General features: G+C 72.8%; 16 protein-coding genes and 4 pseudogenes. 14 read left to right on the top strand and 6 right to left on the bottom strand.

All coding sequences use genetic code 11. The features are described from left to right. Positions 1 to 232: 232 nt before the first annotated feature. On the top strand, positions 233 to 1,915 hold the full coding sequence (gene ettA / locus UG55_RS20420; protein WP_066071725.1) for an energy-dependent translational throttle protein EttA: 1,683 nt from the start codon (positions 233 to 235) through the stop codon (positions 1,913 to 1,915). A 757-nt stretch (positions 1,916 to 2,672) separates the two neighbouring features. Here the strand turns inward: ettA and UG55_RS20415 are convergent. Together UG55_RS20415 and UG55_RS20410 are read right to left on the bottom strand one after the other, a co-directional pair. Further along, positions 2,673 to 3,092, bottom strand: a complete 420-nt coding sequence (locus UG55_RS20415) for a globin (protein WP_066071783.1) — start codon at positions 3,090 to 3,092, stop codon at positions 2,673 to 2,675. Positions 3,093 to 3,226: 134 nt separating this feature from the next. Next, a complete protein-coding gene (locus UG55_RS20410) occupies positions 3,227 to 5,182 on the bottom strand; it encodes a glycoside hydrolase family 13 protein (protein ID WP_066071723.1) in 1,956 nt (651 codons plus the stop codon). A gap of 293 nt (positions 5,183 to 5,475) precedes the next feature. Here UG55_RS20410 and UG55_RS20405 point away from each other — a divergent pair, with 293 nt between their 5' ends. Next, complete coding sequence (locus UG55_RS20405; RefSeq protein ID WP_396230963.1) at positions 5,476 to 7,590, top strand: SpoIIE family protein phosphatase; 2,115 nt, start codon at positions 5,476 to 5,478, stop codon at positions 7,588 to 7,590. 85 nt (positions 7,591 to 7,675) lie between these two features. Here UG55_RS20405 and UG55_RS20400 read toward each other — a convergent pair whose 3' ends face one another. Next, positions 7,676 to 9,322 (bottom strand): SDR family oxidoreductase, encoded by a 1,647-nt coding sequence (locus tag UG55_RS20400; protein ID WP_066071717.1) that lies wholly within the window; start codon positions 9,320 to 9,322, stop codon positions 7,676 to 7,678. A 100-nt stretch (positions 9,323 to 9,422) separates the two neighbouring features. Beyond that, the gene (locus UG55_RS20395; RefSeq protein ID WP_066071712.1) at positions 9,423 to 9,944 is read right to left on the bottom strand and encodes an HNH endonuclease; all 522 of its coding nucleotides are present in this window, start codon (positions 9,942 to 9,944) and stop codon (positions 9,423 to 9,425) included. Between the two features lie 609 nt (positions 9,945 to 10,553). On the opposite strand from UG55_RS20395, the pseudogene UG55_RS20390 reads away from it, so the two are divergent. From UG55_RS20390 to UG55_RS20365, 7 genes and pseudogenes are all read left to right on the top strand, one after another. Then, positions 10,554 to 11,497: pseudogene (locus UG55_RS20390) on the top strand (mechanosensitive ion channel family protein); the annotation flags it as partial. Between the two features lies 1 nt (position 11,498). Continuing rightward, positions 11,499 to 11,837 (top strand): annotated as a pseudogene (locus UG55_RS39995) (mechanosensitive ion channel family protein); the annotation flags it as partial. 122 nt (positions 11,838 to 11,959) lie between these two features. Further along, the gene (locus UG55_RS20385; RefSeq protein WP_066071710.1) at positions 11,960 to 12,700 is read left to right on the top strand and encodes a response regulator transcription factor; all 741 of its coding nucleotides are present in this window, start codon (positions 11,960 to 11,962) and stop codon (positions 12,698 to 12,700) included. 34 nt (positions 12,701 to 12,734) lie between these two features. After that, positions 12,735 to 14,417, top strand: a complete 1,683-nt coding sequence (locus UG55_RS20380; RefSeq protein ID WP_396230962.1) for an ATP-binding protein — start codon at positions 12,735 to 12,737, stop codon at positions 14,415 to 14,417. Further along, positions 14,414 to 16,843, top strand: a complete 2,430-nt coding sequence (gene malQ, locus UG55_RS20375) for a 4-alpha-glucanotransferase (protein WP_066071777.1) — start codon at positions 14,414 to 14,416, stop codon at positions 16,841 to 16,843. The genes UG55_RS20380 and malQ overlap by 4 nt, the downstream gene beginning before the upstream one ends. A 229-nt stretch (positions 16,844 to 17,072) precedes the next feature. Continuing rightward, positions 17,073 to 17,378 carry a hypothetical protein gene (locus tag UG55_RS20370; protein WP_242424845.1) on the top strand — a complete coding sequence of 102 codons (306 nt, stop codon included), beginning with the start codon at positions 17,073 to 17,075 and terminating at the stop codon, positions 17,376 to 17,378. Beyond that, a complete protein-coding gene (locus UG55_RS20365; RefSeq protein WP_066071700.1) occupies positions 17,365 to 17,760 on the top strand; it encodes a DUF5130 family protein in 396 nt (131 codons plus the stop codon). Before UG55_RS20370 ends, UG55_RS20365 begins: the two co-directional genes overlap by 14 nt. A 151-nt stretch (positions 17,761 to 17,911) precedes the next feature. On the opposite strand, the gene pepN is transcribed toward UG55_RS20365, so the two are convergent. After that, positions 17,912 to 20,470 (bottom strand): aminopeptidase N, encoded by a 2,559-nt coding sequence (gene pepN / locus UG55_RS20360; protein ID WP_066071697.1) that lies wholly within the window; start codon positions 20,468 to 20,470, stop codon positions 17,912 to 17,914. 517 nt (positions 20,471 to 20,987) lie between these two features. On the opposite strand from pepN, the pseudogene UG55_RS39990 reads away from it, so the two are divergent. From UG55_RS39990 to UG55_RS20345, 4 genes and pseudogenes are all read left to right on the top strand, one after another. Continuing rightward, a pseudogene (locus UG55_RS39990) lies at positions 20,988 to 21,591 on the top strand (AI-2E family transporter); the annotation flags it as partial. Between the two features lies 1 nt (position 21,592). After that, on the top strand, positions 21,593 to 22,091 hold a 499-nt coding region (locus UG55_RS39985), incomplete at its 5' end, for an AI-2E family transporter (RefSeq protein ID WP_242424844.1). 37 nt (positions 22,092 to 22,128) lie between these two features. Next, positions 22,129 to 22,797 (top strand): disulfide bond formation protein DsbA, encoded by a 669-nt coding sequence (locus UG55_RS20350; protein ID WP_066071694.1) that lies wholly within the window; start codon positions 22,129 to 22,131, stop codon positions 22,795 to 22,797. Between the two features lie 181 nt (positions 22,798 to 22,978). Further along, a complete protein-coding gene (locus tag UG55_RS20345; RefSeq protein WP_066071691.1) occupies positions 22,979 to 23,464 on the top strand; it encodes a ribose-5-phosphate isomerase in 486 nt (161 codons plus the stop codon). On the opposite strand, the gene UG55_RS29590 is transcribed toward UG55_RS20345, so the two are convergent. After that, a complete protein-coding gene (locus UG55_RS29590) occupies positions 23,410 to 23,946 on the bottom strand; it encodes a hypothetical protein (RefSeq protein WP_128423098.1) in 537 nt (178 codons plus the stop codon). The two genes, UG55_RS20345 and UG55_RS29590, sit on opposite strands and share 55 nt — an antisense overlap. 751 nt (positions 23,947 to 24,697) lie before the next feature. Between UG55_RS29590 and UG55_RS39980 the strand changes: the two are divergent. Beyond that, a pseudogene (locus UG55_RS39980) lies at positions 24,698 to 24,898 on the top strand (glycosyltransferase); the annotation flags it as partial. Position 24,899 lies beyond the last annotated feature (1 nt).

Here is a 24,899-nt window from a genome sequence, read left to right as displayed (position 1 = left end):
GACGGATGGTCATCGCCGTAGATGGTCATCGCCGCACGGCGGTCGCGGTCCAGGGGCATGGGCATGAGCAGGGCTTGGTGGCCGATGGTGGCCGTCCGACTCCGGTTCGTACCCGGCTGTCGAGGGATCGAACGCGGGTCGACGCGTCCTCTGGTCGTCCGACGGTTGTCTGAACGTCGTCCGCCGGATCACCGCCGTGAGGTACCGGGGCGCGATGCCCTAGGGTTGACACATGGCGCAGTACGTCTTCCAGATGCGCAAGGCCCGCAAGGCCCACGGCGACAAGGTGATCCTCGACGACGTCACCCTCGCGTTCCTACCTGGCGCGAAGATCGGTGTCGTCGGTCCCAACGGCGCGGGGAAGTCGTCGCTGCTGAAGATCATGGCCGGTCTCGACCAGCCGAGCAACGGCGACGCGATCCTGAGCCCCGGCTACACCGTCGGGATGCTCGCGCAGGAGCCCGTGCTCGACGAGACGAAGGACGTCCGCGGCAACGTCGAGGACGGTGTCCGCGAGATCCGCGAGGTGCTCGCCAGCTACGAGGCGATCAACGAGAAGATGTCCGCGCCCGACGCGGACTTCGACACATTGCTGGCCGAGCAGGCCATCCTGATCGACAAGATCGAGGCGGCGAACGCCTGGGAGCTCGACAGCCAGATCGACCAGGCGATGGACGCGCTGCGCCTCCCGCCCGGCGACGCCGAGGTCACCCCGCTCTCCGGTGGCGAGCGCCGCCGCGTCGCGCTGTGCCGGCTGCTGCTCGAGGCGCCCGACCTGCTGCTGCTCGACGAGCCGACCAACCACCTGGACGCCGAGAGCGTCGCCTGGCTGGAGCAGCACCTCGCACGCTACGCCGGGGCCGTGCTCGCGGTCACGCACGATCGTTACTTCCTCGACAACGTCGCCGGCTGGATCCTCGAGCTCGACCGCGGGCGCGCGCATCCATACGAGGGCAACTACTCCACCTATCTGGAGAACAAGGCGAGCCGCCTCAAGGTCGAGGGCCAGAAGGACGCCAAGCGCCGGCGGATGCTCGCCCAGGAGCTGGAGTGGGTCCGCTCGAACCCGAAGGCGCGGCAGGCCAAGAGCAAGTCCCGGCTGTCCCGTTACGAGGAACTGGCGGCCGAGGCGGACAAGGCCCGCCCGCGCGACTTCGAGGACATCCAGATCCCGCCGGGTCCGCGGCTGGGCAGCCTGGTGATCGAGGCGAAGAAGCTGACCAAGAGCTACGGCGACCGGGTGCTCATCGACGACCTCTCCTTCAGCCTGCCCCGCGGTGGCATCGTCGGTGTGATCGGCCCGAACGGCGTCGGCAAGACCACCCTGTTCACGATGATCGCCGGGGGTGCGACCCCCGACAGCGGCGAACTACAGATCGGCGAGACCGTCGACATCGCCTATGTCGACCAGGGCCGGTCCGGGCTCGACCCGAAGAAGAACGTCTGGCAGGTCGTCTCCGACGGGCTGGACCACATCGTGGTCGGCAAGACCGACATCCCCAGCCGTGCCTACGTGTCGTCGTTCGGGTTCAAGGGGCCTGACCAGCAGAAGCCGGTCGGCGTGCTGTCAGGTGGTGAGCGCAACCGCCTCAACCTGGCGCTGACGCTCAAGCGCGGCGGCAACGTCCTGCTCCTCGACGAGCCCACCAACGACCTCGATGTGGAGACGCTGCGGTCCCTGGAGGACGCGCTGCTGGAGTTCCCCGGCTGCGCGGTGGTCGTGTCCCACGACCGGTGGTTCCTGGACCGCGTCGCGACGCACATTCTGGCCTGGGAGGGCACGGACACCGACCCGGCGCGGTGGTTCTGGTACGAGGGCAACTTCGCCGACTACGAGACGAACAAGGTCGAGCGGCTGGGTCCCGAGGCCGCGCGCCCGCACCGGGTGACCTACCGCAAGCTCACCCGCGACTAGGCGCTTTCCGGTGGACGGGGCCGGGGTGGCGGCGGCGGTGGCGGTGGCGGTGGCCGGGATGGTGTTGGCGGGCCGGGGTGGCCGGGGCCGGGCCGGGGTGGCCGGGGCCGGGCCGGGGTAGCGGTGGCCGGCCCCGTGGCCGGGGTGACAAACCTGTCTGATTGGATGGGACACTCGGGTGGCGGACCGGGTCGGGACCGGGTCGCGAGGCCCGAGGCGCGACCGCCTCGGGCCGGTACCGGACACCATCGCCTCGCCCTTTTACGACGTCCGGCACCCGCCCCGCAGGCACCTCGGCCCGCGGCCAGCCGGTCGAGGCACGGCGATCGGGCCGCCGCATCCGGCGGAACCCGCCGCGACGCCCGCTGCCAGGGCTTTCAGAGCCCGCACAGGCCGCGAAACACCCCCCACCCACCCCGCCGCCGCCCATCGGCGGGTGTTCGCCGCCAGCGACTGAAGAGCTCCTTGTGTCTCTGCTCCCGGCGGGGTTGCATCTCATCCGCCGCCGGGGTTGTCAACACCTCTCCCGAGGAGACACGCAGAGCTCTTCAGTCGCCGCATCGCCACTTCCGCGCCGGCACCCGAAACGCTGGCCGCCACCGTCAGATCACCGAACGCTCCCACTTGGCCCCGCGCTGGGTGAGGCCTTCGGCCGGCAACGAGGTACCGAGGCGGACGGACCGACAGGTCCGCGAATCGTCGTTCGGCCGACCCCCGGGGCACTCCAGGGGGTCGGCAACGACGGCGGGACGTTCGTTCAGCCGGGGCGGTTCTGCAGGGAGTTCGCGGCCATCAGCAGGTAGTCCCACAACTGGGCGTGCAGCTCCGGGTCGAGATCGAGGCTGTCGACCGCGGCCTTCATCTGCCGGATCCAGGCGTCGCGCTCCGCTGGGCCGATCGCGAACGGCACGTGCCGCATCCGCAGCCGTGGATGCCCACGCAGCTCGCTGTAGGTGCCCGGACCACCCCAGTACTGGATGAGGAACAGCCGCAGCCGCTCCTCCGCGGCGGCCAGGTCCTCCTCCGGGTAGAGCGGACGCAGGACGGGATCGCCGGCGACACCCTGGTAGAACCTGGCCACCAGCGTCCGGAACGTCGACTCGCCGCCGACGGCGTCGTAGAAGTCTGCTCGTGGTCGCGCGGGTGACGGTTGGTTCACACGTCCATTCTGCGCCACCGGACGGCGGTGCCCGGACCGCGGCCCGGCCTGGTTCCGCCCCTGGCGGAAGGTGGTGGCAGCCGCGCGCCAGACCCTCCAGGTGAGCGGTTCGAGTGGCGGTACGCGTCCGGCGGCCGACACCCACCGGTGGGTCAACCCGACCGGGGGACGACCCAGACAGTGGTGGCCGGGGGCAGCAGCAGCGTCGCGCCGTCGTAGCCCACCGGGCTGCTCGCCAGCACGAGCCGGCCGGCGAGGGGGAGGCGCACCTCGGAGTCGGTGGACATCACGCAGACGAGCGCTGCTTCCGGCGGTGTCGCGGATGCGGGCGGTTCCGCGGATGCGGCCGGTGGGGCTGCGGCCGGTGGGGCTGCGGCCGGTGGGGCTGCGGCGACCGGTGGGGCGGCGACCGGTGCGATCCGGTCGAAGGCCAGGCAGTCGTCGGGCAGGCCGTCCCGCCAGCGGAACCCTGGCGTGGTGCCGCCGGGGTGCGTCGAACCGCCGAGGAACGGCAGTGCTCGGCGCAGCGCCAGCGCGCCGCGGACCAGTACCCGGGTCGACAGCGGGTCCTCGGACTGGGCGGCCGCGGTCAGCGCGCCCCAGTCGGGCGGCTGCGGGAGCCAGGGGGTGACGTCGTCGTCCGTGAAGCCGTACGGCGGCGTCTGCCCGGACCACGGCATCGGTATCCGGGTTCCGTCCCGCCCGGGCGAGGTGTGTCCGGAGCGTTCCCACACCGGGTCGCGACGCAGGTCGGGCGGAACGTCGACCTGTGGCAGCCCGAGCTCGTCCCCCTGGTACAGGTAGGCCGTCCCCGGCAGCGCCAGCATCGCGAGCAGGGCGGCACGCGCCCGCCGCAGACCCGTCTCGCCGCCGCCGTAGCGGCTCACCGGACGGACCACGTCGTGGTTGGCCAGCACCCAGGTCGGCGTGGCGCCGACGGCGGCGGTGGCGGCCTGGGCGGCCGCTATCGCACTCCGCCAGGCCGGTGCCGAGAACGGCGCGAACAGCAGCGAGAACGTGAAGGTCAGGTGCAGTTCGTCGGGACGGATGTATCGGGCGAGGCGTTGCGGGTCACAGACCCAGGTCTCGCCGACGAGCACCCGGCTCCGCCCGTCCAGGCGGTCGTAGTCGTCCAGGATCGCCCGCCACTCGCGGTAGATCTCGTGGACGCCGTCCTGGTCCCAGGAGTAGGGCTCGAAGAGTTCCCGGAAGCCGGTCTCCGGTGTCGGGAGGCTCGGCGCCGAGGGGCTGTCCGCCGCGCCGCCGGAGCCGCCCGCGCCGCCGGAGCCGCCCGCGCCGCCGGAGGTGGCTCCGGCCGTGGCGATGGTCATGGTGTCGCCCACGGCTGCTGGGCCGAGAGCGGGATGGTCGCGCAACGCGTCGTCCTTGACCAGGCCATGCGAGACGTCGATGCGGAAGCCGTCGACCCCGCGGTCGAGCCAGAACCGGAGGATCCCGCGGTGCTCGGCGCGGACCTGCGGATGCCGCCAGTTCCAGTCGGGCTGCTCGCGGGCGAACAGGTGCAGGTACCACTGGCCGTCGGGAACCCGTGTCCAGGCGGGGCCGCCGAACACGGAGATCCAGTTGTTCGGCGGCAGCGTCCCGCCGGGCCCGCGACCGTCCCGGAACAGGTACAGCTCCCGCTCCGGGGAGCCCGGCCCGGCGGCGAGCGCCGCCTGGAACGCCGGATGCTGACAGCTCGAGTGGTTCGGGACCAGGTCCACCACGACCTTCAGGCCGCAGGCGTGCGCGTCGCCGAGCAGGGCGTCGAGATCGGCGAGCGTGCCGAACAGCGGGTCGACGTCGGTGTGGTCCGCGACGTCGTACCCGTGGTCGGCCATCGGGGAGCGGTAGAACGGGCTGATCCAGATCCCGTCGACACCCAGATCTGCGAGGTCGGGCAGCCGGCCGCGGATGCCTTCGAGATCGCCGACGCCGTCTCCGTCGGTGTCGGCGAAGCTGCGGATGTAGACCTCGTACATCACGGCGTCACGCCACCAGGGAGCCCCCGCCGCGGCCGCCCCGCTCGCGTCGCCGGCCGGGCGGCCCGGCGGAGGGCCTCCGGCCGAGGACGGGTCGTCCGCACGGTCCGTGACAACGGGATCCATGCCCGTATCAAACCCTCTCTGTGCGCGCGAAGTAAACGGCATGCCACGGTTACGGAAAGTGTTGGTCGAGAGTCTCGCCATGCGCGATATCCGACTACCGAACTACACTTCCGCGAGTGGATGACGTCACAGTCCGTTATGGAGTGCTTCCTGGGGGTGGATGTGGCCCGGTGGCGAAACGTCCCCACGGCGCTAGGAACGGCTCGTCCGAGGTCGTCGGCAACGGCGCGTCCGCNGGGGGGAAATCCGAGGNGGGGAACGTGGTGACTCGCACCGACCTGACTCGCACCGACCTGACTCGCACCGACCTGGCACGTCCGGGGTGGGCCGCGACGACGGCCTCGGTCGGCCGCGCGATCGTCCGGGAGCTGTCGGCCGCACGGCGCGGGCACTCGCATGTCACCGAGGAGACGACGCAGCGGCAGTTCTCCTTCCTCGCGGACGCGAGCCTGGTGCTGGGCAGCTCGCTCGACCCACAGCGGATCATCGACATGACCGCGGCGCTGGCCGTGCCGCGGCTGGGCAGCGCCGCGGTGGTCTGGCTGCGCGGGGAGGACGGTGCTGTCCGGATGGCCGGCTCGTCCTTCCTCGACCCGAAGGCGGCCGACTTCATCCGGGCCGCGGTGCAGATCCGCCCGCCCAACGTCGACCAGGACATCCCGCCGGGGGTCGTCATCCGGACGGGCCAGTCGCACTACATCCCGCGTTACACCGAGAAGCTGGTCGGCGAGCTGTTCAGCCGCGAGGCGTACGAGGGCTTCTGGGAGCTCCGTTCCGGGCCCACCATCACCGTGCCGATGCATGCCCGCGGGCGGGTGCTGGGCGCGCTGTCCGTCGGCCGGACGGGCCCGGCGGACGAGTACTCCACGCTGGAGATCCACCTCATCGAGGAGCTTGCGCGGCGCGGCGGCACGGCGCTCGACAACGCGCAGCTGTTCCGGGAGGTCGAGGAATCGGCGCTCACGCTGCAGCGCTCGCTGCTCCCCGCGCACCCACCGGCCCTGGACGGCATGGAGCTCGCGATGGAGTACCGGCCCGGCACGGCCGGGACGGAGGTCGGCGGAGATCTGTACGACGTGATCCCGCTGCCCGGCGGGCGGGTCGGCGTGGCGATCGGCGACGTGATGGGCCGCGGGCTGCACGCGGCGGCGGTGATGGGTCAGCTGCGGGCTGCGCTGCGGGCGTACGCACTGGAGGACTGGGGCCCCGCCGAGCTGCTCGCGCGCCTGGACCGGGTCGTCGACTCACTGCCCGGCCTGCAGCTCGCGACGTCGATGTACGCGGTGTACGACCCGTACTCCGGCCGCGCGACGATCGCCAGCGCGGGCCATCCGCCGCCCCTGCTGCTGATGCCGGACGAGCAGCCGGACTACCTGGTCCTGGAGCCGGGCCTGCCGCTCGGGACGGGGGAGAACGATCCCTTCTCCGAGACGACCATCACGCTGCCCGCGGGGTCGGCCTTGGTGATGTTCACCGATGGGCTGGTCGAATCACGTCGACGGCCGCTCGCGGACGGACTGGAGAAGCTGCGGTCAGGACTGGCAGAGCAGATCGCCCGCCCACGCGCCGCGCGGGAGGTCGTCCCAGCGGACCGGTCCGGTGCTCAGGCCAGGCGCGCCGTCCCGGAAGGAGGTGCCGTCCCGGAGGGAAGTGCCGTCCCGGAGGGAAGTGCCGTCCCGGAGGGAAGTGCTGCCCCGGGTGGAACTGCGGGACCCGAGCCGCCAGCCGGGCCGGTCTCGACGGTGCCGCCGGAGCGGCGGATCCGCGAGCGCCGGTCCGGGCGCGACCGCCGCGGCGGCTACCGCAGGTCCCGCCCCGCGGGCGACCGGCGCCGGGCGGGCAGCTTCGCGGCCCGGAGCTGGTCCGGGCCGGAGGGCGTGAGCTGGGACGGGTCCGGCCCGATCCAGGAGACCGCGCGGACCGTGCTCGAACGCTGCCTGCTCGCCGCCGAGCTTCCGCCCCGCACGGACGACGACCTCGCCCTGTTGGTGCTGGTGACCCGTCCGGTGCGCCCACCGCTGCTACAGCTCGCCCTGCCCGCGGTGGCGGCTTCCTCCGGCCAGGCCCGGACGGCCGTGCGGTGCGCTCTTCGCGACGCCGGCATCGGCTCGCTGGACGACGCGATCCTGCTGGTCAGCGAGGTGGTCACGAACGCCGTCCTGCACGCCCGCAGTGATCTCGTGCTGCGGGCGACCCTTGAGCCGGGCCGGCTGCGGGTCAGCGTCGAGGACCGCGAGGGCTCGGCGCTGCCCCAGCCCGGCGACGAGTCCACCGATCAGATCGACGCCGAGCACGGCTGGGGCCTGTTGCTGGTGGAGGCGCTCGCGCAGGCCTGGGGCGTCGAGACGACGCCGGACGGCAAGCGCGTGTGGTTCGAGATGGAGATCCCCGGCGACGACCACACCTGAGCGGCCCGGCGGCCGGGCATGGTCGTCTCAGTCAGGCGTGGTCGTCGCGGTCGGGCGTGGTGGTCGCGGTCGGGCGTGGTCGGCGTCAGCGCCGCGCCGCGACCGGGCCGGCACCGGCGGGGCTCCCCTGCCGTGCCGGTGTGGCGCGGTCGGTTTCGGCGCGGCGCACCACCGTCCGCAGCATGGCGCCGAAGACGACGGAGTGGAAGGGGCTGATCACCTTCCAGTAGAGGTGCCCGAGGAGGCCGCGGGGCAGGAAGAGCGCCCGCTGCCGGTAGACGACGCCTCCCGTGCCGGGCTCGACCCGAAGCTCCAGCCAGGCCTGGCCGGGCAGTTTCATCTCGGCGCGCAGGCGCAGCAGCCGGCCGGCCACCAGCTCCTCGACCCGCCACAGGTCGATCGCCTCGCCGGTCCGCAGGTGATGGGGGTCCCGCCGGCCGCGGTGATGCCCGACCCCGCCGAGCAGGAGGTCGAGCCATCCGCGGACGGACCAGGCGAGCGGCCAGCTGTACCAGCCGTTCTCCCCGCCGATGCCCTCGATGACGGCCCACAGGCGGTCGGCGGGTGCCGTGACCGCCTGGGACCGCTCATCGGTGTAGAGCGAGCCGCCGGCCCACGCCGGGTCGGTCACCACCGGCTCGCCGGGCGGTGCCTGCACGAGGGACCGCGAGGTGCTCGTCCGGTGGTCCGCCGGTGACCCGTCCGGGTGCGGCTTCCCGGTGGCACCGCCGAGGTGGGCGATGACCTCCGGGAATGGTGAGTTGATCGCGCTGCCCGGCCAGACCGCGGTCGACCAGCGGGTCTCCACCGCCCGGTCGCGCACCCGAGCCAGCGCGTAGGCCACCGAGGTCTCGAACGGGAGGAGCCCGTCGGGCGGGTCCGCTATCCACTCGGCGATGTCGTGCTCACCGGCGACGACCTCCGTCCGCAGTGACCGGACCAGCGGGCGCGCGATGGCCTGGGGGACCGGCGTCACGAGGCCCACCCAGAGCGACGACAGGTTGGGGGTGAGGACGGGTACCCGGATGAGGATCCGTGGGCGCAGACCCTCGACGGCGGCGAACCGCCGCATCATGTCGGCGTATGTAAGGATCTCCGGCCCGCCGATGTCGAACGACCGGCTGACCTCGGCGGGGACGTCCAGGCTTCCGATCAGGTAGTACAGGACGTCGCGGACGGCGATCGGCTGGATGCGGGTCTCCACCCAGCGCGGGGTGACCATGACGGGCAGCCGCTCGGTGAGGTAGCGCAGCATCTCGAACGACGCGCTGCCGCTGCCGATGATGACCGCGGCGCGCAGCACGACGGTCGGCACGCCGGAGCCGAGCAGGATCCGCGCCACCTCCTGGCGTGACGCCAGGTGCGCGGAGAGCCCGTCGGCCGTCGCCGGGCTCAGACCGCCCAGGTAGACGATCCGGCTGACCCCGGCGGCGCGCGCAGCGTCCGCGAAGGCGCCGGCGGCCGCGCGGTCGGCTGCCGAGAAGTCCCCGCCGCTGTCGATCGAGTGGATCAGATAGTAGGCGGCGTCGACGCCGGCCAGGGCCGGGCCCAGGGACGGGGGATCGAGCGCGTCCGCGCGGACGACCTCGGCCGCGGGGTGGTGCGCCCAGCCGACCTCGGCGAGCCGCGCCGGATTCCTGGTCATGCATCTGATGTGGTGCCCCGCGGCGAGCAGGCGGGGAGCCAGTCGGCCGCCGATGTACCCGGTCGCACCGGTCACGAGTATGCGCACGCGGAGTACCTGCCCGTGCTCCCCAGGTGGCTACCGCCGGGGCCGGCTACCGCCGCGGGCCGGCTACCGCCGCGGGCCGGCCGCCGCCGGCCGCGTGCGCTCAGGCGCTGGCCGCCTCGGAGACGTCTGGCACGGTGCTGAGGTACCGCGACCACCGCGGATCCATCCGACGGGACCCCAGAATGCGCCAGGCGGCTCCGCTCGGCGCTCTGGGCGCCGTGCGAAGCCGCCAACCGAGATCGGCAACCGCCCGGTCGGCTTTGACATGGTTGCAGCGGCCGCAGGCCGCCACGACGTTCTCCCATACGTGCGCCCCGCCGCGGGAGCGGGGGATGACGTGGTCCAGCGACGTCGCGGGGGCGTTGCAGTACACACACCGGTGATGGTCGCGGGCCAGGACACCCTTGCGGGTGAGCGGCACCTGCGAGCGGTACGGCACTCGAACGAACCGCGCTAACCGCACGACGATCGGTACCTCCACCGAGCTCGTCGACGAACGCAGTACCTGACCGGCGGATTCGACCATCACGGCCTTGTCGGTCAGAACCAGCACCAGTGCTCTTCTTTGTGACACCACGCACAGAGGCTCGTACGTGGCATTGAGAACCAGCGCCTCTGCCACGCGCCGACCTCCTGCCCACCCGAGGGTCCTCGCGGACCGTCCTACCCAGCGTCTCCGGTGACAATGGACAGTCAACCTTCTTCTGCGGCCGAACGCGAGCCTGTTTGCATGGTCATCAGCCCGGTCAAAGCGCTGATGTGCATATCCGGCCCGGTTTGTGACCAAGAACAAGCCCATCAGGTCATGTGTCGTGACCGCATAAGTACTCTGCGTGTCGAGGTGGCGGGTTGTGTCCGTGCGTGGTCGAGGTGGGGGTGTCCGGCCGTCGGCGGCGGGCGATGGGCGACACTGTCGGCGGGCCCGGGGGGAGCGGCGGCTGCCGCGGGCGGGTGCCGGGTCCGCCGCCGCGCGGAGGTCGGCGCGGGGGTCGGCGCGGAGGTCGGCATTGAGGGTGCGTGACGGGGCCCGGGTGCTGCCCGGGCCGTCCGCCGCGCCGAGCCGGCACCCTTTGACCGAGATCTTTCATGGAGGATGGCCAACGTTGTGCCCATCTAGCTTTTCCGGTTCCGTGTGCTTCGGGTCGGCCGGCGCCTCGGCCCGCCCGACGCCGGGGCATCGCGTGTTGTCGCGGGAGTGGTGCCGTCCGTGACCGCCCAACCGGTGATCCCGATGCTAGGCGCGCTCCTGTCGCCGACCGCCGCGCCCACCACCACCCCCGCCGCGGCGGTCTCGCAGAGCCCGTTCCCCTCCGTGTCCGTCTCGCCGGAGCCGACGTCGGACCCGATCGTCTCGATCGAGGGCGTCGCCAACGCGCTGCGGGATGCCTGTGGCGTGGACGCGAGCATCACCTGCCGCACCGTGTACAACATCACGCACAGTGACTATCTCGCGTCCGGTGCCGAGGTGTTTCTCGGGACCCCGATCAAGATCGCGCTGATTCTGCTGATCGCCCTCGTGATCCGGGCGCTGCTGCACAGATTCATCCGGCGGGCCACCACCCGCGCGGCCTCGGGGCGCGGAATCGGGCCGTTGCGCGGGCTGCGCAGCAACACCCTGCTGGGTGCGTTCGGTGATCCGACGATTCTGCTTGAACGTAGCCGCCAGCGGGCCGGGACCGTCGGTTCCCTGCTGCGCAGCGTGACCTCAATCATTATCTTCGGGCTGGCATTCCTGACGATCCTCGGTGAGCTGGGGATTAATCTCGCCCCGATCGTCGCCAGCGCCGGCGTCCTCGGCATCGCGGTCGGTTTCGGCGCGCAGAACCTCGTGCGCGACTTCCTGTCCGGCATGTTCATGCTTCTGGAGGACCAGTACGGCGTCGGGGACGTGATCGACGTCGGCCCGGTGTCGGGCACCGTCGAGGCGGTGAGCCTGCGGATGACGCGGCTGCGCGACGTGGAGGGAACGGTCTGGTACGTCCGCAACGGCGAGATAACCCGGGTCGGCAACAAGAGCCAGCAGTGGGCGCGCACGGTTCTCGACGTCCCCCTCGACTACGACACCGAGGTCTCCGCCGCCCGGCGGATCCTCGCCCGCACGGCGGACGAGATGTGGAAGGACGACAAGTGGTCGAGCCTGATCCTGGACGAGCCCGAGGTCTGGGGCATGGAGACNATGACCGCGGACGGCTACACGCTGCGGATGGTCGTCAAGACGCAGCCGCTCAAGCAGTGGGACGTCGCTCGTGAGCTGCGCGAGCGGGTGCGGACCGCGCTGAGCGGCGCGGGAATCGAACTCGGGACGGTGCAGCGCAGCGAGGTCGTCGTCGTAGACGAGGAGGAGGAGACCACAGCGGCGGAGGAGGAGGAGTCGCCGGGTGGCGACCTCGCGGGCCCGGCCGGGCCCCCCGGCCGCGGCGGCGCGGAGGATCTGCCGGCGCCGAGAATCGATCCGCCCGCGCCGGGGTCGTCGTCGACGGCCGGTGGGAGCCAGGTCGGCAGCGGTTCGCGCTGACCCGGCCCCACGGACACCGGTACGCGCGAGCTGTCTGAAGCCGGGCTGAGGATCCCGGAAGGTCTTCCTGAGGTGCGCGTCCAAAGCCCGGAACTGTCACGTGCGGCAGGCAGACTGGAGCCGTGCGGGTACTGGTTGTGGACGACGATGCCGCCGTCCGGGAGTCGTTGGAACGTTCCCTGCGTTTCGAGGGGTATGAGGTGCGCACCGCCGCGGACGGTGTGGACGCCCTCGACCTGGTGACCCGGGACCATCCGGACATCGTCGTGCTCGACGTGATGATGCCGCGCATGGACGGGCTGGAGACCTGCCGGCGCCTGCGGGCCCGCGGCAACGACGTGCCGGTCCTCATGCTGACGGCTCGTGACGGCCTCGCCGACCGGGTGAGCGGGCTGGATGTGGGAGCCGACGACTACCTGGTGAAGCCGTTCGCCCTGGAGGAGCTGTTCGCCCGGTTGCGGGCCCTCATCCGCCGGGCCACCCTGGCCGCCCGCGCCGGGGCGGGCACCGGCCAGCCGCCGGGCCGGGGAACGGATCACGGTGTCGCGCCGGCCCTGGTGTACTCGGACGTCCGGCTGGACCCGGCGAGTCGCCAGGTGCTGCGCGGAACCCGCGAACTCACCCTGACCAAGACCGAGTTCGAGCTGCTGGAGCTGTTCCTGAGCCACCCGCGCCAGGTGCTCTCCCGGTCGGTGATCATGGAGAAGGTCTGGGGTTACGACTTCGGCCCCTCCTCCAACTCGCTGGAGGTGTTCGTGAGCTATCTGCGCCGCAAGCTGGAGGCGGGTGGGGAGCCGAGGCTCCTGCACACGGTGCGCGGCGTCGGGTACGTGCTGCGTGAGCTGCCCGCCGACCGGGCGTGAGCACGGGGACGCCGGTGGGCACCCGATGATCGGCATGGGCGGGCCGGCGCACCCGGCGGCGAAGGGGGCGGGGCTGCGCGCCCGGCTGAGCCTGGGTGCCCGGCTCACGCTGCGGGCACGGATGGCGCTGCTCGCCGGGGCCGCCGTGGCCGCGGCAGTCGCCGTGGTCGTCAGCGTCGCGCTGGGCGTGACGCGGATCGTGCTCAACCAGGCGATCGACGACCAGCTGCTGGAACAGGCCAGGGCCTCGGCCGGGAACCTGCAGGCCAGCGAGATCAGCGTGCGGGCGCTGAACTTCGGGATGGAGGTGCAGTTCCTCGACTCCCGGGGCGTGCCGCTGGAGAGCGCGTTCCCATCGCTGGAGACGTTCGCGATCCCCGTCGACGAGCAGGACGCGCAGGTCGCCGAGGGCCTGCGGACCAAGAACCTGCACACCGTGACGGTCGACGGCACGCGCTACCGGGTGGCGACGGTGCCGCTGCGCTATCCGCCGCCGCTGACCGGAACAGGCGCCCTGCAGTTCGCCCGCCCCACCTCCGATGTGGACCGCACCCTGCGCGACCTCGGCCTCGTGCTGTTCGTCGTCGGCCTCGTCGGGGTCGTCGGCTCGGCGATCGCCGGCCGGCTGGTCGCTCGGGCCGCGCTGAAACCGGTCGATGCCGCCGCGGCCGCCGCGGAGGAGGTGGCCAGGACCCAGGACCTCTCAGCGCTCATCCCGGTGACCGGCTCGGACGAGATCGCCCGGCTCGCGACCAGTCTCAACAGCATGCTGCGGGCCCTGGAGGCATCCCGGCTGCGTCAGCGCCAGCTCGTCGATGACGCCGCCCACGAACTGCGCACGCCGTTGACGAGCCTGCGTACCAACATCGAGCTGCTGCTGCGCGCGGAGTCGACCCCGAACCGGGCGCTGCCCCTGGAGGACCGTGAGGCGCTGCTGCGGGATGTCGACGCCCAGTTGCGGGAACTGACCCACCTGGTCAACGAGGTCATCGAGCTCGCCCGGGACGAGGCGCCGACGGAGGAGGTGGAACGGCTCGACCTCGCCGGTGTCGTCCGGTCGGCCGCCGAGCGGGCGCAGCGGCGCGCGAAGGCCAGGGGCATCCGCATCGAGGTGAGCACCGAACCGTCCTTCGTGGACGGGCGGCCGAACCTGCTGGAACGGGCCGTGACCAATCTGCTGGACAACGCGGTGAAGTTCGGCCCGCTGTCGTCCACGGTGCGGGTGGTCAGCCGCGGGGGCGAGGTCACCGTCGCGGACGAGGGGCCGGGCATCGCACCAGCGGACCGGACGAAGGTCTTCGAGCGCTTCTACCGGGCGACGTCGGCGCGCAGCCGGCCCGGCTCGGGGCTGGGGCTGGCGATCGTGGCGGACGCGGTAGCGATGCACGGGGGAACCGTCCGCGCCGAGACCGCGCCCTCCGGCGGGGCGCTGCTGCGCATGACGCTGCCCCTCGCCGCGCCGAGCTCGACCACCGAGCTGGACGGCGGCGCGTTCCCGCCCGCACCGCCCGCACCGCCCGGCCCGGCCCGGCCCGGTCCGCCCGCGCTGCCCGGTCCGCCCGTCGTGCCTGACTCGCCCTGGCGTCGACCGGCCGATCCGTCTGCCCGCCCGCCGTCGTCCGACATCGCCGCGACGCCTACCACATCGGGTCCGGACGGCGAGCGGTCCGGGGGTGGGTGGGCCGCGCCGGGCCGACGGGCAGTATCGGGATCGTGACGTCCGCCACCGAAGGCCCCCGGCAGCCCGACCCGTCCCTCGATCCGGCCAGCTCCGGCGCAGGCCCCGGCCGACCCGGCCGACCCGGCCGACCCGGCGGCGCCGTCGCGGCGGCCTGGTCCGGGCTCGGTGCCCTCGCGGCGCTCGCCGCCGATTTCGGTGTGGCCACGTCCTACGACGGGCAGGACGGCCGGCCCGTCACCGTGGCGCCCGAGGCTGTCCGCGGGGTGCTGGAACTGCTCGGCGTCGACACGGCCGACCCGGCGGCGGCACTCGCGCGGGAGCGCGCGGCCCGCCGGCGACGGCCGCTGCCACCCTGCGTCGTGATGCGCGCGTCGTCCGCGGCCTCCGTCGAGGTGCACCTTCCGGCAGAGACCGCGGACGAACCCTCCGCGGTGGTCGTCCTCGCGGACGGTGGTCACGTTCCGGTCACCTTCCGGCCGGCCGCCGCCGATGGCGGTGTCGGTGTCGGTGTTGATGGCGATGGCGGTGGCGGTGGCGGTGGCGGAACTGGCGAGGAGGTCGACGGTCGGCTGTGCCGGGGCGCTGCCGTGGACCTTCCCGCGGGCCTGCCGCTCGGCGACCATCTCCTGCGGGTTCGGGCCGGCGCGAGTACGGAGCAGTGCCCGCTGATCGTCGTGCCGGATCGGGTGCCCGACGTCCTGACCGAGGCCGACGGCCTGCCCCCGGCGGAGCCGGAAGGACCAGCCGTGGGAGGACCAGCCGTCCGGGGGGCTGGTGTGCGGCGGGCCGGGGAGGCGAGCGGGCGGGCCTGGGGCTGGATGATCCAGCTCTACGCGCTCGCCTCGGCGGGCTCCTGGGCGATCGGTGACTACGCCGACCTTGCCACCATCGCCGGGTGGTCCGGCCGGGACGGCGCCGACGTCCTGCTGGTGAACCCGCTGCACGCGGCGGCCCCGACGTTTCCGGTCGAGCCGTCGCCCTACTCGCCGGCGAGCCGTCGCTTCGTGTCGCCGTTGTACCTGCGGCCGGAGCTTCTGCCCGAATACCTGCAGGCCACGGACGAGGTACGCGCCGAGGTGGATCGGCTGGCCCGACGGGCGCGCGAGGAGGGGATCGCGGACGGACTCCTCGACCGTGACGCGGTCTGGCGGTCGAAGCTGGCGGCCCTCGAACTGTTGTTCGCGACCGCTTCGGCCGGCGCGGGCCGCCCGTCGGATGGCGCGCTGGGGGACTTCGCGCTCTGGTGCGCGCTGGCGGAGCGGCACGGTCGTGACTGGCGGACCTGGCCGGAGGACCTGCGTGACCCGGCTGGACCGGCCGTCGAGGCGGCCCGCGGCCAGCTCGCGGACCGCGTCGCCTTCCACACCTGGCTCCAGCGGCGCTGCGACGACCAGCTCGCCGCGGCCCAGTCGGCGGCCACCGCGGCGGGTATGCGGGTCGGCATCGTCCATGATCTGGCCGTCGGCGTCGATCCGGGCGGCGCGGACGCGTGGGCCATGCGCGGAGTGCTCGCCGCCGGCGCCTCCGTGGGGGCGCCGCCGGACGGTTTCAACCAGCAGGGCCAGGACTGGGGCCTCCCGCCGTGGCGGCCGGTCGCCCTGGCCGAGAGTGGCTACGCTCCGTTCCGCGAGATGGTCCGCGCGGTCCTCTCCCGGGGCGGTGGACTACGGGTGGATCACATCCTCGGCCTGTTCCGCCTCTGGTGGGTGCCGGCGAGGGCTGGCGCGAGCGGTGGGACGTACGTCCGGTATGACGCGTCGGCGCTGCTGGGGCTCCTTGCGCTGGAGGCGTCGCGGGCCGGTGCGCTGGTTGTCGGGGAGGATCTCGGCACGGTGGAGGCCTCGGTGGCCCAGGTCCTCGACCAGGCCGGGATCTTCGGGTCGTCGGTGCTGTGGTTCGAGCGGCGGGCCGACGGATCCCCGCGCTCGCCGGGGGAGTACCGGGAGCGTTCGATGGCCAGCGTCACCACCCATGATCTGCCGACCGCGGCCGGGTTCCTCGACGGTGAGCACGTGCGGGTGCGCGGCCGGCTCGGGCTGCTCGCGCGCTCGGGCGAGGAGGAGCGCGCCGCCTGGCTCGCCGAGCGGGCCGATCTGTTGCGCCTGCTCGCCGCGGAGGGCCTCGCCGCCGAGGGCCTTGCGGACGAGGGCCTGGCACCGGAGGGGGAGGAGCGTGCCGAGGCGCGGGAGCGGGCGGTTCTCGGGATGCACGCCCTGCTGGGCCGGTCGCGCGCCCGGGTCGTCCTGATCGCTCCGGGCGACGCGTTCGGCGACCCCCGGCAGCCGAACCTGCCCGGCACGGTCGACAGCTATCCGAACTGGCGGCTGCCGGTCGTCGACAGCGCGGGCCGGCGCGTCACCGTCGAGCGGCTGCTCACCGATCCGCGGCCGCGCAACCTCGTCGCCGCCCTCGGTGCCCGCGCCGTCAACCGGCCGGATGCCACCACCGCCCGGCGCCCCTGAACCGCTGTGTCGCGGGTCGCCTCGCCGAGGTCGAGCCGGTCGAGGCGCGCGGCGACCAAGCTCGCACCCCTGAGGACGGACGGTGGCACCGGTTCCCGGTACCCTTCCGGTCGTGATTCCACGTCGTCCGCGCCGTACGTCTCGACGGTCCGTCGCGGCCCGTGACCTGTCCTCGACCTTCCGGTCGGGCCGACGGGTCGCCGCGCGCCGCGTTCTTACCGTTGCCGCGTTGTCCCTGTTCACCGTGCCGTTCCTGGCGGTGTCCGCGTCCGCGCAGGATGTGGGGACTCCCTACGACCCTGACCCACTGTCGGCTGTCCAGGCCTGGGCGATCTACGGCGGCACGGTTGTCGGCGGGTTCCTGCTGGCGGTCGTCCTCACCGCACTGACGAGCCGCATGAGCCGTCCGTCGCGGTACCGTCCGGGCCAGCCGTGGGTGCATGACGAGACCTGGATCGGGGCGAAGCCCGAGGATCTTGATGAGAAGCGCTCGGCGGCCACGCCGGGCGCGGGCGGTGCCAGTGGCACCTGGTGAGGCATTCACCCCCGAGCAGGCCGACCGGCTCGAGCGCGCCCGGCAGGCGGCGCAGAAGCAGACCGGCATCCGCTTCGCCGTCCGCGTAGGCGGGCTGGACGGAGATCCCAGGCTCGCCGCCGAGCGGCTGCTGGGGGGCCTCGCCGATCCGCGGCAGGACGAGGCGGTGCTGATCGCCGTCTCGCCGGGCCAGCGGTTCGTCCGGGTCGTGACCACCCCGGCCGCGAAGAAGCGCGTGAGCGACGCCGCGGCCGGCCTGGCCACGCTCGCGATGACGTCCAGCTTCGCCCACGGCGACCTCGTCGGGGGTGTGATCACCGGGCTGCGGCAGCTCGCGGACGCTGCGGGTGCCCCCGCAGCGACGGCCGGCGCCCGCCGCTGACCCGCCCGCCGCGCACGGCTACCAGGCCCGGCGCGGCGGATGTGCCTCCCCGGCCGGCTGGCCGCGGGTGGTGCCCGGCCGGCTGGGTGGTGCCCGGCCGGACGCGGGCGTGCCGCGAGAGCCGCGGCCCGCTCCGCGCCCGGCCCCGGGGTCAGCCCCGCGCGGTACCGGCGGCGGCGTCCTTCGCCCGGGCGGCGAGCGCCCGCACCAGGCCGTCCCGGCCCTCGACCAGCGCGCGGCGCAGCGCCGCCGGCAGCTCCGTGCGCGTCAGGTAGGCGTCCACCCGCTCCACGGTCGCGGGCTCGATGACGTCGGACGGGAACAGCATCTGGGTGATCGTCTGCGCGGAGTCGAACGTCCGCGTCTCCCAGATGCCGCCGATCTCGGCGAAGAACCGGTCGACGTACGGACGGGTCAGTTCCAGCTGGTCGCTGATCCAGAAGCCGTTCATGGTGGCGACCGCCAGGTGGTTCGACAGCGCGTCCGAGTCCATCACCGCCGACCAGGCCGCGGCCTTCGCCTCGGCGGTCGGCCGCGCGCTGCGGGCGGTCGCGGCGCGCTTCTCCCCGGTGGCCGTGCTGTCCCGGGCGAGCTCCGCGTCGATCTCGGCGTCGCCGTAGACGCCGCGTGCCACCAGCTGGGTGAGCAGCGTCCACCGCAGCTCGGTGTCCAGGACGAGCCCCGCCACCACGTCGGTGCCCTCGAAGATCGCCCTGAGGCGGTTGATCTGCTCGGGATCCTCGGTCTGGGCGAAGGCGGAGGCGAAGACGAGCTGCAGGTCGCTGCCGGGTTCGGCGGAGCGCAGCAGCTGCTCGGCCCGGGTGGTCAGCTCCAGCAGCGCCGCCGGCCGGTTCGCCGGGTCGCCGTAGCTGTCGACGGTCAGCACCGCCTTGGCGACCAGTGACTGCACCACGCCGATGTCGTCCTCGGCGTCGATGCCCGACAGCACCAGCCGCAGGTAGTCGCGCGCGGCGAGCTCGGCGTCGCGGGTCATGTCCCACGCGGCGGCCCAGCACAGGGTGCGCGGCAGCGACTCCGAGACCGCCCCGATCGACTCGACCAGCGTGCGCAGCGACCGCTCGTCCAGCCGCACCTTGGCGTAGGTGAGGTCGTCGTCGTTGAGCAGGACGAGATCCGGCTGGCGGAGCCCGACGAGCTTCGCGACCTCGGTGGTCTCCCCGACGACGTCCAGCTCGACGCGCTCGCGCCGGACCAGGCGGCCGGCGGTGTCCCGGTCGTAGAGGCCGATCGCCACCCGGTGCGGGCGCAGCGTGCGCGAGGCGGTGGCGGGTGCGCTCGCCGGCTCCTGGACGACCTCGAACGAGGTGAACAGCCCGGCGGAGTCCGTCGTGAAGCGGGGGCGCAGTGTGTTCGCTCCCGTGGTCTCCAGCCAGTCCGCCGACCAGGGCGCCAGGTCGCGCCCGCTGGCCTTCTCCAGCTCGACGAGCAGGTCACGCAGCGAGGTGTTGGCGTACTCGTAGCGGCGGAAGTAGCTGCGCAGCCCGGCGAGGAACTCCTCCTGGCCGACCCAGGCGACGAGCTGCTTGAGGACGGAGGCGCCCTTGGCGTAGGTGATGCCGTCGAAGTTGCTGCGCACCGCGTCCATGTCGGGGGCGTCGGCGACGATCGGATGGGTGGAGGAGAGCTGGTCCTGGCGGTACGCCCAGCCCTTCTCCGCGTTCGCGAACGTCGTCCAGCCGTTGGTGAAGCGGGTGGAGGTCACCTGCGCGAGGACGGACATGTAGGTGGCGAACGACTCGTTGAGCCACAGGTCGTCCCACCAGCGCATGGTGACCAGGTCGCCGAACCACATGTGGGCCATCTCGTGCAGGATCGTCTCGGCGCGGCGCTCGCGCCGGGCCTCGGTGACCTTCGCCCGGAAGACGTAGTCCTCCAGGAAGGTCACGCAGCCGGCGTTCTCCATCGCACCGGCGTTGAACTCGGGCACGAAGAGCTGGTCGTACTTGCCGAACGGGTACCGGTAGTCGAAGACCCGGTGGTAGAAGTCGAAGCCCTGCTTCGTGATCTGGAAGATCTCGTCCGGGTCGAGGAACTCGGCCAGTGAACCGCGGCAGTAGATCCCGAGGTCGATGCCGTCGTGGTGGTCACGCACCTCGTGGTACGGCCCGGCGACCAGCGCGGTGATGTAGGTCGACATCACCGGGGTCGGCGCGAACGACGTCCGCGCCGCACCGTCGGCGGCGCCCGCCGAGCCGGTGACGACGCTGTTGGAGATGATCTTCCAGTCGGCCGGCGCGGTGACCGCGAGGGTGAACGTCGCCTTCAGGTCGGGCTGGTCGAAGCAGGCGTACATGCGGTGCGCGTCGTACGTCTCGAACTGGGTGTACAGGTAGACGGCGCCGTCCACCGGGTCGACGAACCGGTGCAGGCCCTCACCGGTGCGCGAGTACGCGCACTCGGCGACGATCCGCAGCTCGTTCGCCGCGGCCAGGCCCGGCAGGGTCACCCGCCAGCCGTCGAAGACCTCGGCCGGGTCGAGGGAACTCCCGTTGAGGACGATCTCGCGCACCGCCGGGGCGGCGAGTTCGACGAAGGTCGTCGCGCCCGGTTCGGAGCAGGTGAACGAGGCGGTGGTGCTGGAGAGGAACGTCTCGGCACCGACCGTGAGATCAAGCTCGACGTCGTAGGAAGAGACGGCCAGCAGGCGGGCGCGTTCGCGCGCCTCGTCGCGGGTGAGGTTGTGAGGCACCCGGATCCTTTCGCAGTAACGTCGCGGAAACCGGCGGGAACGTGTGCGGTGCGCTCGGTGAGCGTGCCCCCGCCGCGCGAGCACGCGGGCATGACGTGACGTCGCGGACCAGTGTCCCACGCGGTGGGGCGGGCCCCGACGACGTCCGGATTACGCCGCACAGCGGGCCGCGGCCTCGGACGGCCCGCCCGGCTGCGCACGGAGAGTGGGTTGTTCTGGGGCTTGGTGGAACTCTGCCCGGCCCGTCGGGTTGGATGTCCGAAAGGACAGCGCCAGCGGGCAGGACCGTCGGCCGCCGGAGCGAGGGGGTGGGCCGTTGCGCCGGGTAGCGGGGCTGGGCCGGGTGCCCCTGCGTGGTCCGCGGCGGGCGTCCGCGAGTGAGCCGGAGCAGCCGCGGCCCGGCGGCGCACCCCGCCGTTCTCCTCGGCCGGCCCGGCCGGGGGATGGCGGCACCGTGAGCCGACGGGTGCGCGGGGCCGCGGAGGCGGGCAGCGCCGCGGGCCCCGGCCGGCGGACGATGGTCAACGGCGCCCGGGCGAGCTCGACCGCGCGCCGGGCGGAGCAGCATGTGCCGGTCTCGCTGCGCGTCGCGGCCGGGTGGTCCTGGCGCGTACTCGTCATCGGTGCCGGCATCTACGTCCTGGTCATGATCGTCGGGCGGGTGCGCTCGGTCGTCATCCCGGTGATCGCGGGGCTCCTCATCGCGGCCCTGATCCATCCGCTGGCCCACCGCTTCCAGCGGATGGGGCTGCCCCGTCTCGGGGCGGCCTTCGCGGCCCTGATCGTGTTCCTCCTGGTCGTCACCGGGGCCGGGGTGGCGGTGGGGTTCAACGCCGCCAACGAGATACCGGCGGTCGCCGACCAGGTCAGCGAAGGTGTCGACCAGGTCCGCGACTACCTCACCGACGGGCCGTTCCACCTCTCCGAGGGCCAGATCGACGACCTGGTCGACGACATCCGCAAGAGCCTCACGAGCAACCGCGGCCGGGTGGTCTCCGGCGTGATCTCGACCGCGTCCGTCGCCGCCGAGGTACTGACCAGCATCCTGGTCGCGTTGTTCGCCACCTTCTTCTTCCTCTACGACGGCGAGCGGATCTGGGACTGGATCGTCACCCGCTTCCNCGCGGGCGCGGAGGAGCGGGTCCGCGGTGCCGGCCGGGAGGCCTGGCTCACGATCACCGGCTACATCCGGGGCACCGTCTTCGTCGCCGCCGTGGACGCGGTCGGCATCACGATCGGGCTGGTCGGGGTCGGCGCGCCGCTCATCGCGCCGCTGGCCCTGCTCACGTTCTTCGGCGGGTTCATCCCGATCGTCGGCGCGACGGTCGCCGGGATCGCGGCCGTCCTGGTGGCCCTGGTGTCGAACGGCGTGGGCGACGCGCTGATCATCCTGGGCGTGGTCCTCGCGGTGCAGCAGCTGGAGGGCCACCTGTTGCAGCCGCTGGTCATGCGCCGGGCTGTCCGGCTGCATCCGCTGGCCATCGTCATCGCGCTGTCCGCCGGCGGCGTGCTGGCCGGCATTCCGGGGGCGATCGCAGCTGTGCCCTTCGTCGCGGTGGTGAACCGGGTCGCGACATATCTTGCCGCCGAGGGGAAGGAACCGACGCCCACGGACGGTTGAGGTGGAACGTAGTTCCGTCCGCCGTCCAGGAGGTCCCATGACAGCCGATACCGCGCTTTCGGCCCAGTCCAGCCCCACCGGTTCCGGCCCCGCCCCCGGCCAGCCGCTGGCCGAGGCCGATTTCTGGTTCGACCCGATGTGTCCGTGGGCCTGGCTGACCTCGCGCTGGATGCTGGAGGTGGAGAAGGTCCGGCCTGTCCGCACGCGCTGGCACGTCATGAGCCTCGCGATCCTCAACGACGGGCAGGACGTGCCCGAGCAGTACCGGGAGGCCATGCGGCAGGCCTGGGGACCGGTCCGGGTCTGCATCGCCGCGGCGGCCACCGCCGGTGAGGAGGTGCTGCTCCCGCTCTACACCGCGATCGGCCGGCGCCGTCACCTGGAGAACGCCGATCTGAACGAGGAGACCCTGGTCGCGGCGCTGACCGAGGTGGGGCTCGATCCCGCGCTCGCGGCGGTGGCCGGCTCGACCGAGTGGGATGAGCGCCTGCGGGCCAGCCACAGTGACGGCATCAACCGGGTCGGCATGGACGTGGGGACACCCGTGATCGCCGTCGCCGGTACCGCGTTCTTCGGCCCGGTGGTCACACCGACGCCCCGCGGGGAGGCCGCGGGCAAGCTGTGGGACGGCGTCCTGCTCGTCGCGCAGACCCCCGGCTTCTACGAGCTCAAGCGCAGCCGCGACCAGGGGCCGATCTTCGACTGAACGGGCCGGGAGGGTACTCCCGGGCCTCCGCGATCTCTCCGCGGCGCCCCCGCGACCACCCCGCCGCCTCGGCGGCCCGTTCCGAGCCGGCTGCGCGGAGCCGGCCGCGGAGGCGGCGGCAGGGGGAGTGGTTCGTCACCGGCGGCGCGGCGACGGCGGTGACCGGGCATGATGGCGCATCATGCGCGTCCATCTCGGTTCTGATCACGCCGGGTTCCACCTGAAGCAGGCACTCGTCACGCGGCTCACGGAGCTCGGCCACGCCCCTGTCGACCACGGGCCGGTCGACTACGACCCCGACGACGACTACCCGCCGTTCGTCATGGCCGCCGCGGCCGCCGCCGCGGCGGAGCCGGGCAGCCTGGGTATCGTGATCGGCGGTTCCGGTAACGGCGAGGTGATCGCCGCCAACAAGGTGGACGGGGTGCGCGCCGCTCTGGTCTGGAGCGAGCAGACCGCGACCCTGGCCCGCCAGCACAACGACGCGAACGTCATCAGCGTCGGTGCCCGCATGCACTCGGTGCCGGAGGCCCTCGGGTTCGTGGAGGTCTTCCTGACGACGCCGTTCAGCGAGGAACAGCGGCACGTGCGCCGCATCCGGATGATCTCCTCCTACGAGCGCTCCGGTGAGCTCCCGGAGGCGTCGCCGTCCGCGCCGGCCACCTGACCCCTCCGTCCGTGGGCTTCACCGTTCTTCGGTCGGGGCGTGGGCCGGGCCTCCCCTCGCCGGGGGCGCCCGGCCCGCTCACGTGTCCGGCTGTCTGCCTCGGGAGCCGGGCGGGTGGGGCTGCCGGGCCCAGGGCTGCCCTGGCGGCGCCTGCCCGGCGCTGACGCCCCGGGTGCGGGTGCCCCTGGGGAACCTGCCGCCGAGGCCTCCGACGTGGCCGCTGGCCCGCCCTGGCGGCCTGCGGCACCCGGCCCGGGCGCGCGCCCGGCCCCGCCGGGTTCGTCCCCCGCCGTCGCCGGCTGCTGCTGGACGGGATGGGCGTGGCGCAGCACCACGGTCTCCTCGGCCCACGCGAGATCGGCCTCGGTGACGCGGGCGACGTCCCGTGCCCGCATCGCGGCACTCAGGCTGAGCCGGGAGCGGCCCGGGCCGACCAGCCCGCGCAGCATCGCGTCCGTGCGATGCTGATCTTCTCGTGGCATGCGGCCTCCTGGCTGCCCGGTGTGCCACCTCCCATCGTGCCGCCTGGGTCTGCCCGGGCGCACCCCCCGCGGCCGCTGGGGCGCGGCGGTCACTCGAGGCCCGCTCGATGGTGCCATTCCGTGGCCGTAGTGACGACCTGCATTTCAGGATCACGGACGCTGGTTCATTCCCTGCATGACCACCCCGGAAATTCCCTGGTGGCGGCGGGTGTTCGGCGTTTTCTGAGCCGCGTGTCGGCGGGTGCCCGGGCCGGGGAGCCGGCCGCTGGGTGACCTCGGGGAGCCCGCCGCGGCCGCTTGCGGGCGGCGCACCGTCTGGCGGGCCGTGCCAGTGTCTACGTCGGCAACGCCGGTGGACCTTCGACGGCTGCCGCTTCGAGGCCTGTTTCCGCAGGTGACAGGCCGGAGGCTCTCGAGAGGTGATTATGGCGATGCGTAGCGGGGTGATTCCGGTCGGTGGGAGAATGTCGACCATTCGCATGCCGCTCAACAACCGCGGCCGCCCGGCGGCATCGCGCATCCAGTCAATCCGTATGCTGACCAACAACCGGCGGTTGATGTTGTGTGTCGACATGGCTGGTGAGCGCGGGGCGGGGTGGCCGCCGGATGCGCAGGCAGTGCCGAGGTGGGATGAAGTTGACAGACAACGCAAGTCGTCCGAAACTCGGCAATTCAGACTGGGCGCCGCGGACATAGTTCATCCGGTGAGGCTCCGGTCATCACACCTGTCGTCACTGCCGAGGGGTGAGTAGTGGACCGAGTGCCCGTGACCGTCGTGATTCCCGCCTACAACGAGGCGCTTCGGCTGCCGAAGTCCCTGCCCGGCCTGCTGACGGCGGTAGCCCGGATCACCAGGTCCGAGGTGATCGTCGTCGACGACGGCAGTACGGACGGCACCGCCCGCGTCGCCGAGGAACTGTTGTGCGGCCATCCGAACCACCGCGTGGTGCGGN

The organism is Frankia sp. EI5c (assembly GCF_001636565.1).
Classification (GTDB): domain Bacteria; phylum Actinomycetota; class Actinomycetes; order Frankiales; family Frankiaceae; genus Parafrankia.
The sequence above is the reverse complement of the archived record's forward strand: the minus strand, read 5'-3'. Positions and strand labels throughout refer to the sequence as shown.

Excerpts from the sequence above, each read along its gene's own strand:
- ettA (WP_066071725.1), top strand. The coding sequence starts at position 233 with ATGGCGCAGTACGTCTTCCAGATGCGCAAGGCCCGCAAGGCCCACGGC.
- UG55_RS20410 (WP_066071723.1), bottom strand. The coding sequence starts at position 5,182 with ATGGATCCCGTTGTCACGGACCGTGCGGACGACCCGTCCTCGGCCGGA.
- UG55_RS20380 (WP_396230962.1), top strand. The coding sequence starts at position 12,735 with ATGGGCGGGCCGGCGCACCCGGCGGCGAAGGGGGCGGGGCTGCGCGCC.
- UG55_RS29590 (WP_128423098.1), bottom strand. The coding sequence starts at position 23,946 with ATGCCACGAGAAGATCAGCATCGCACGGACGCGATGCTGCGCGGGCTG.
- UG55_RS20350 (WP_066071694.1), top strand. The coding sequence starts at position 22,129 with ATGACAGCCGATACCGCGCTTTCGGCCCAGTCCAGCCCCACCGGTTCC.
- UG55_RS20345 (WP_066071691.1), top strand. The coding sequence starts at position 22,979 with ATGCGCGTCCATCTCGGTTCTGATCACGCCGGGTTCCACCTGAAGCAG.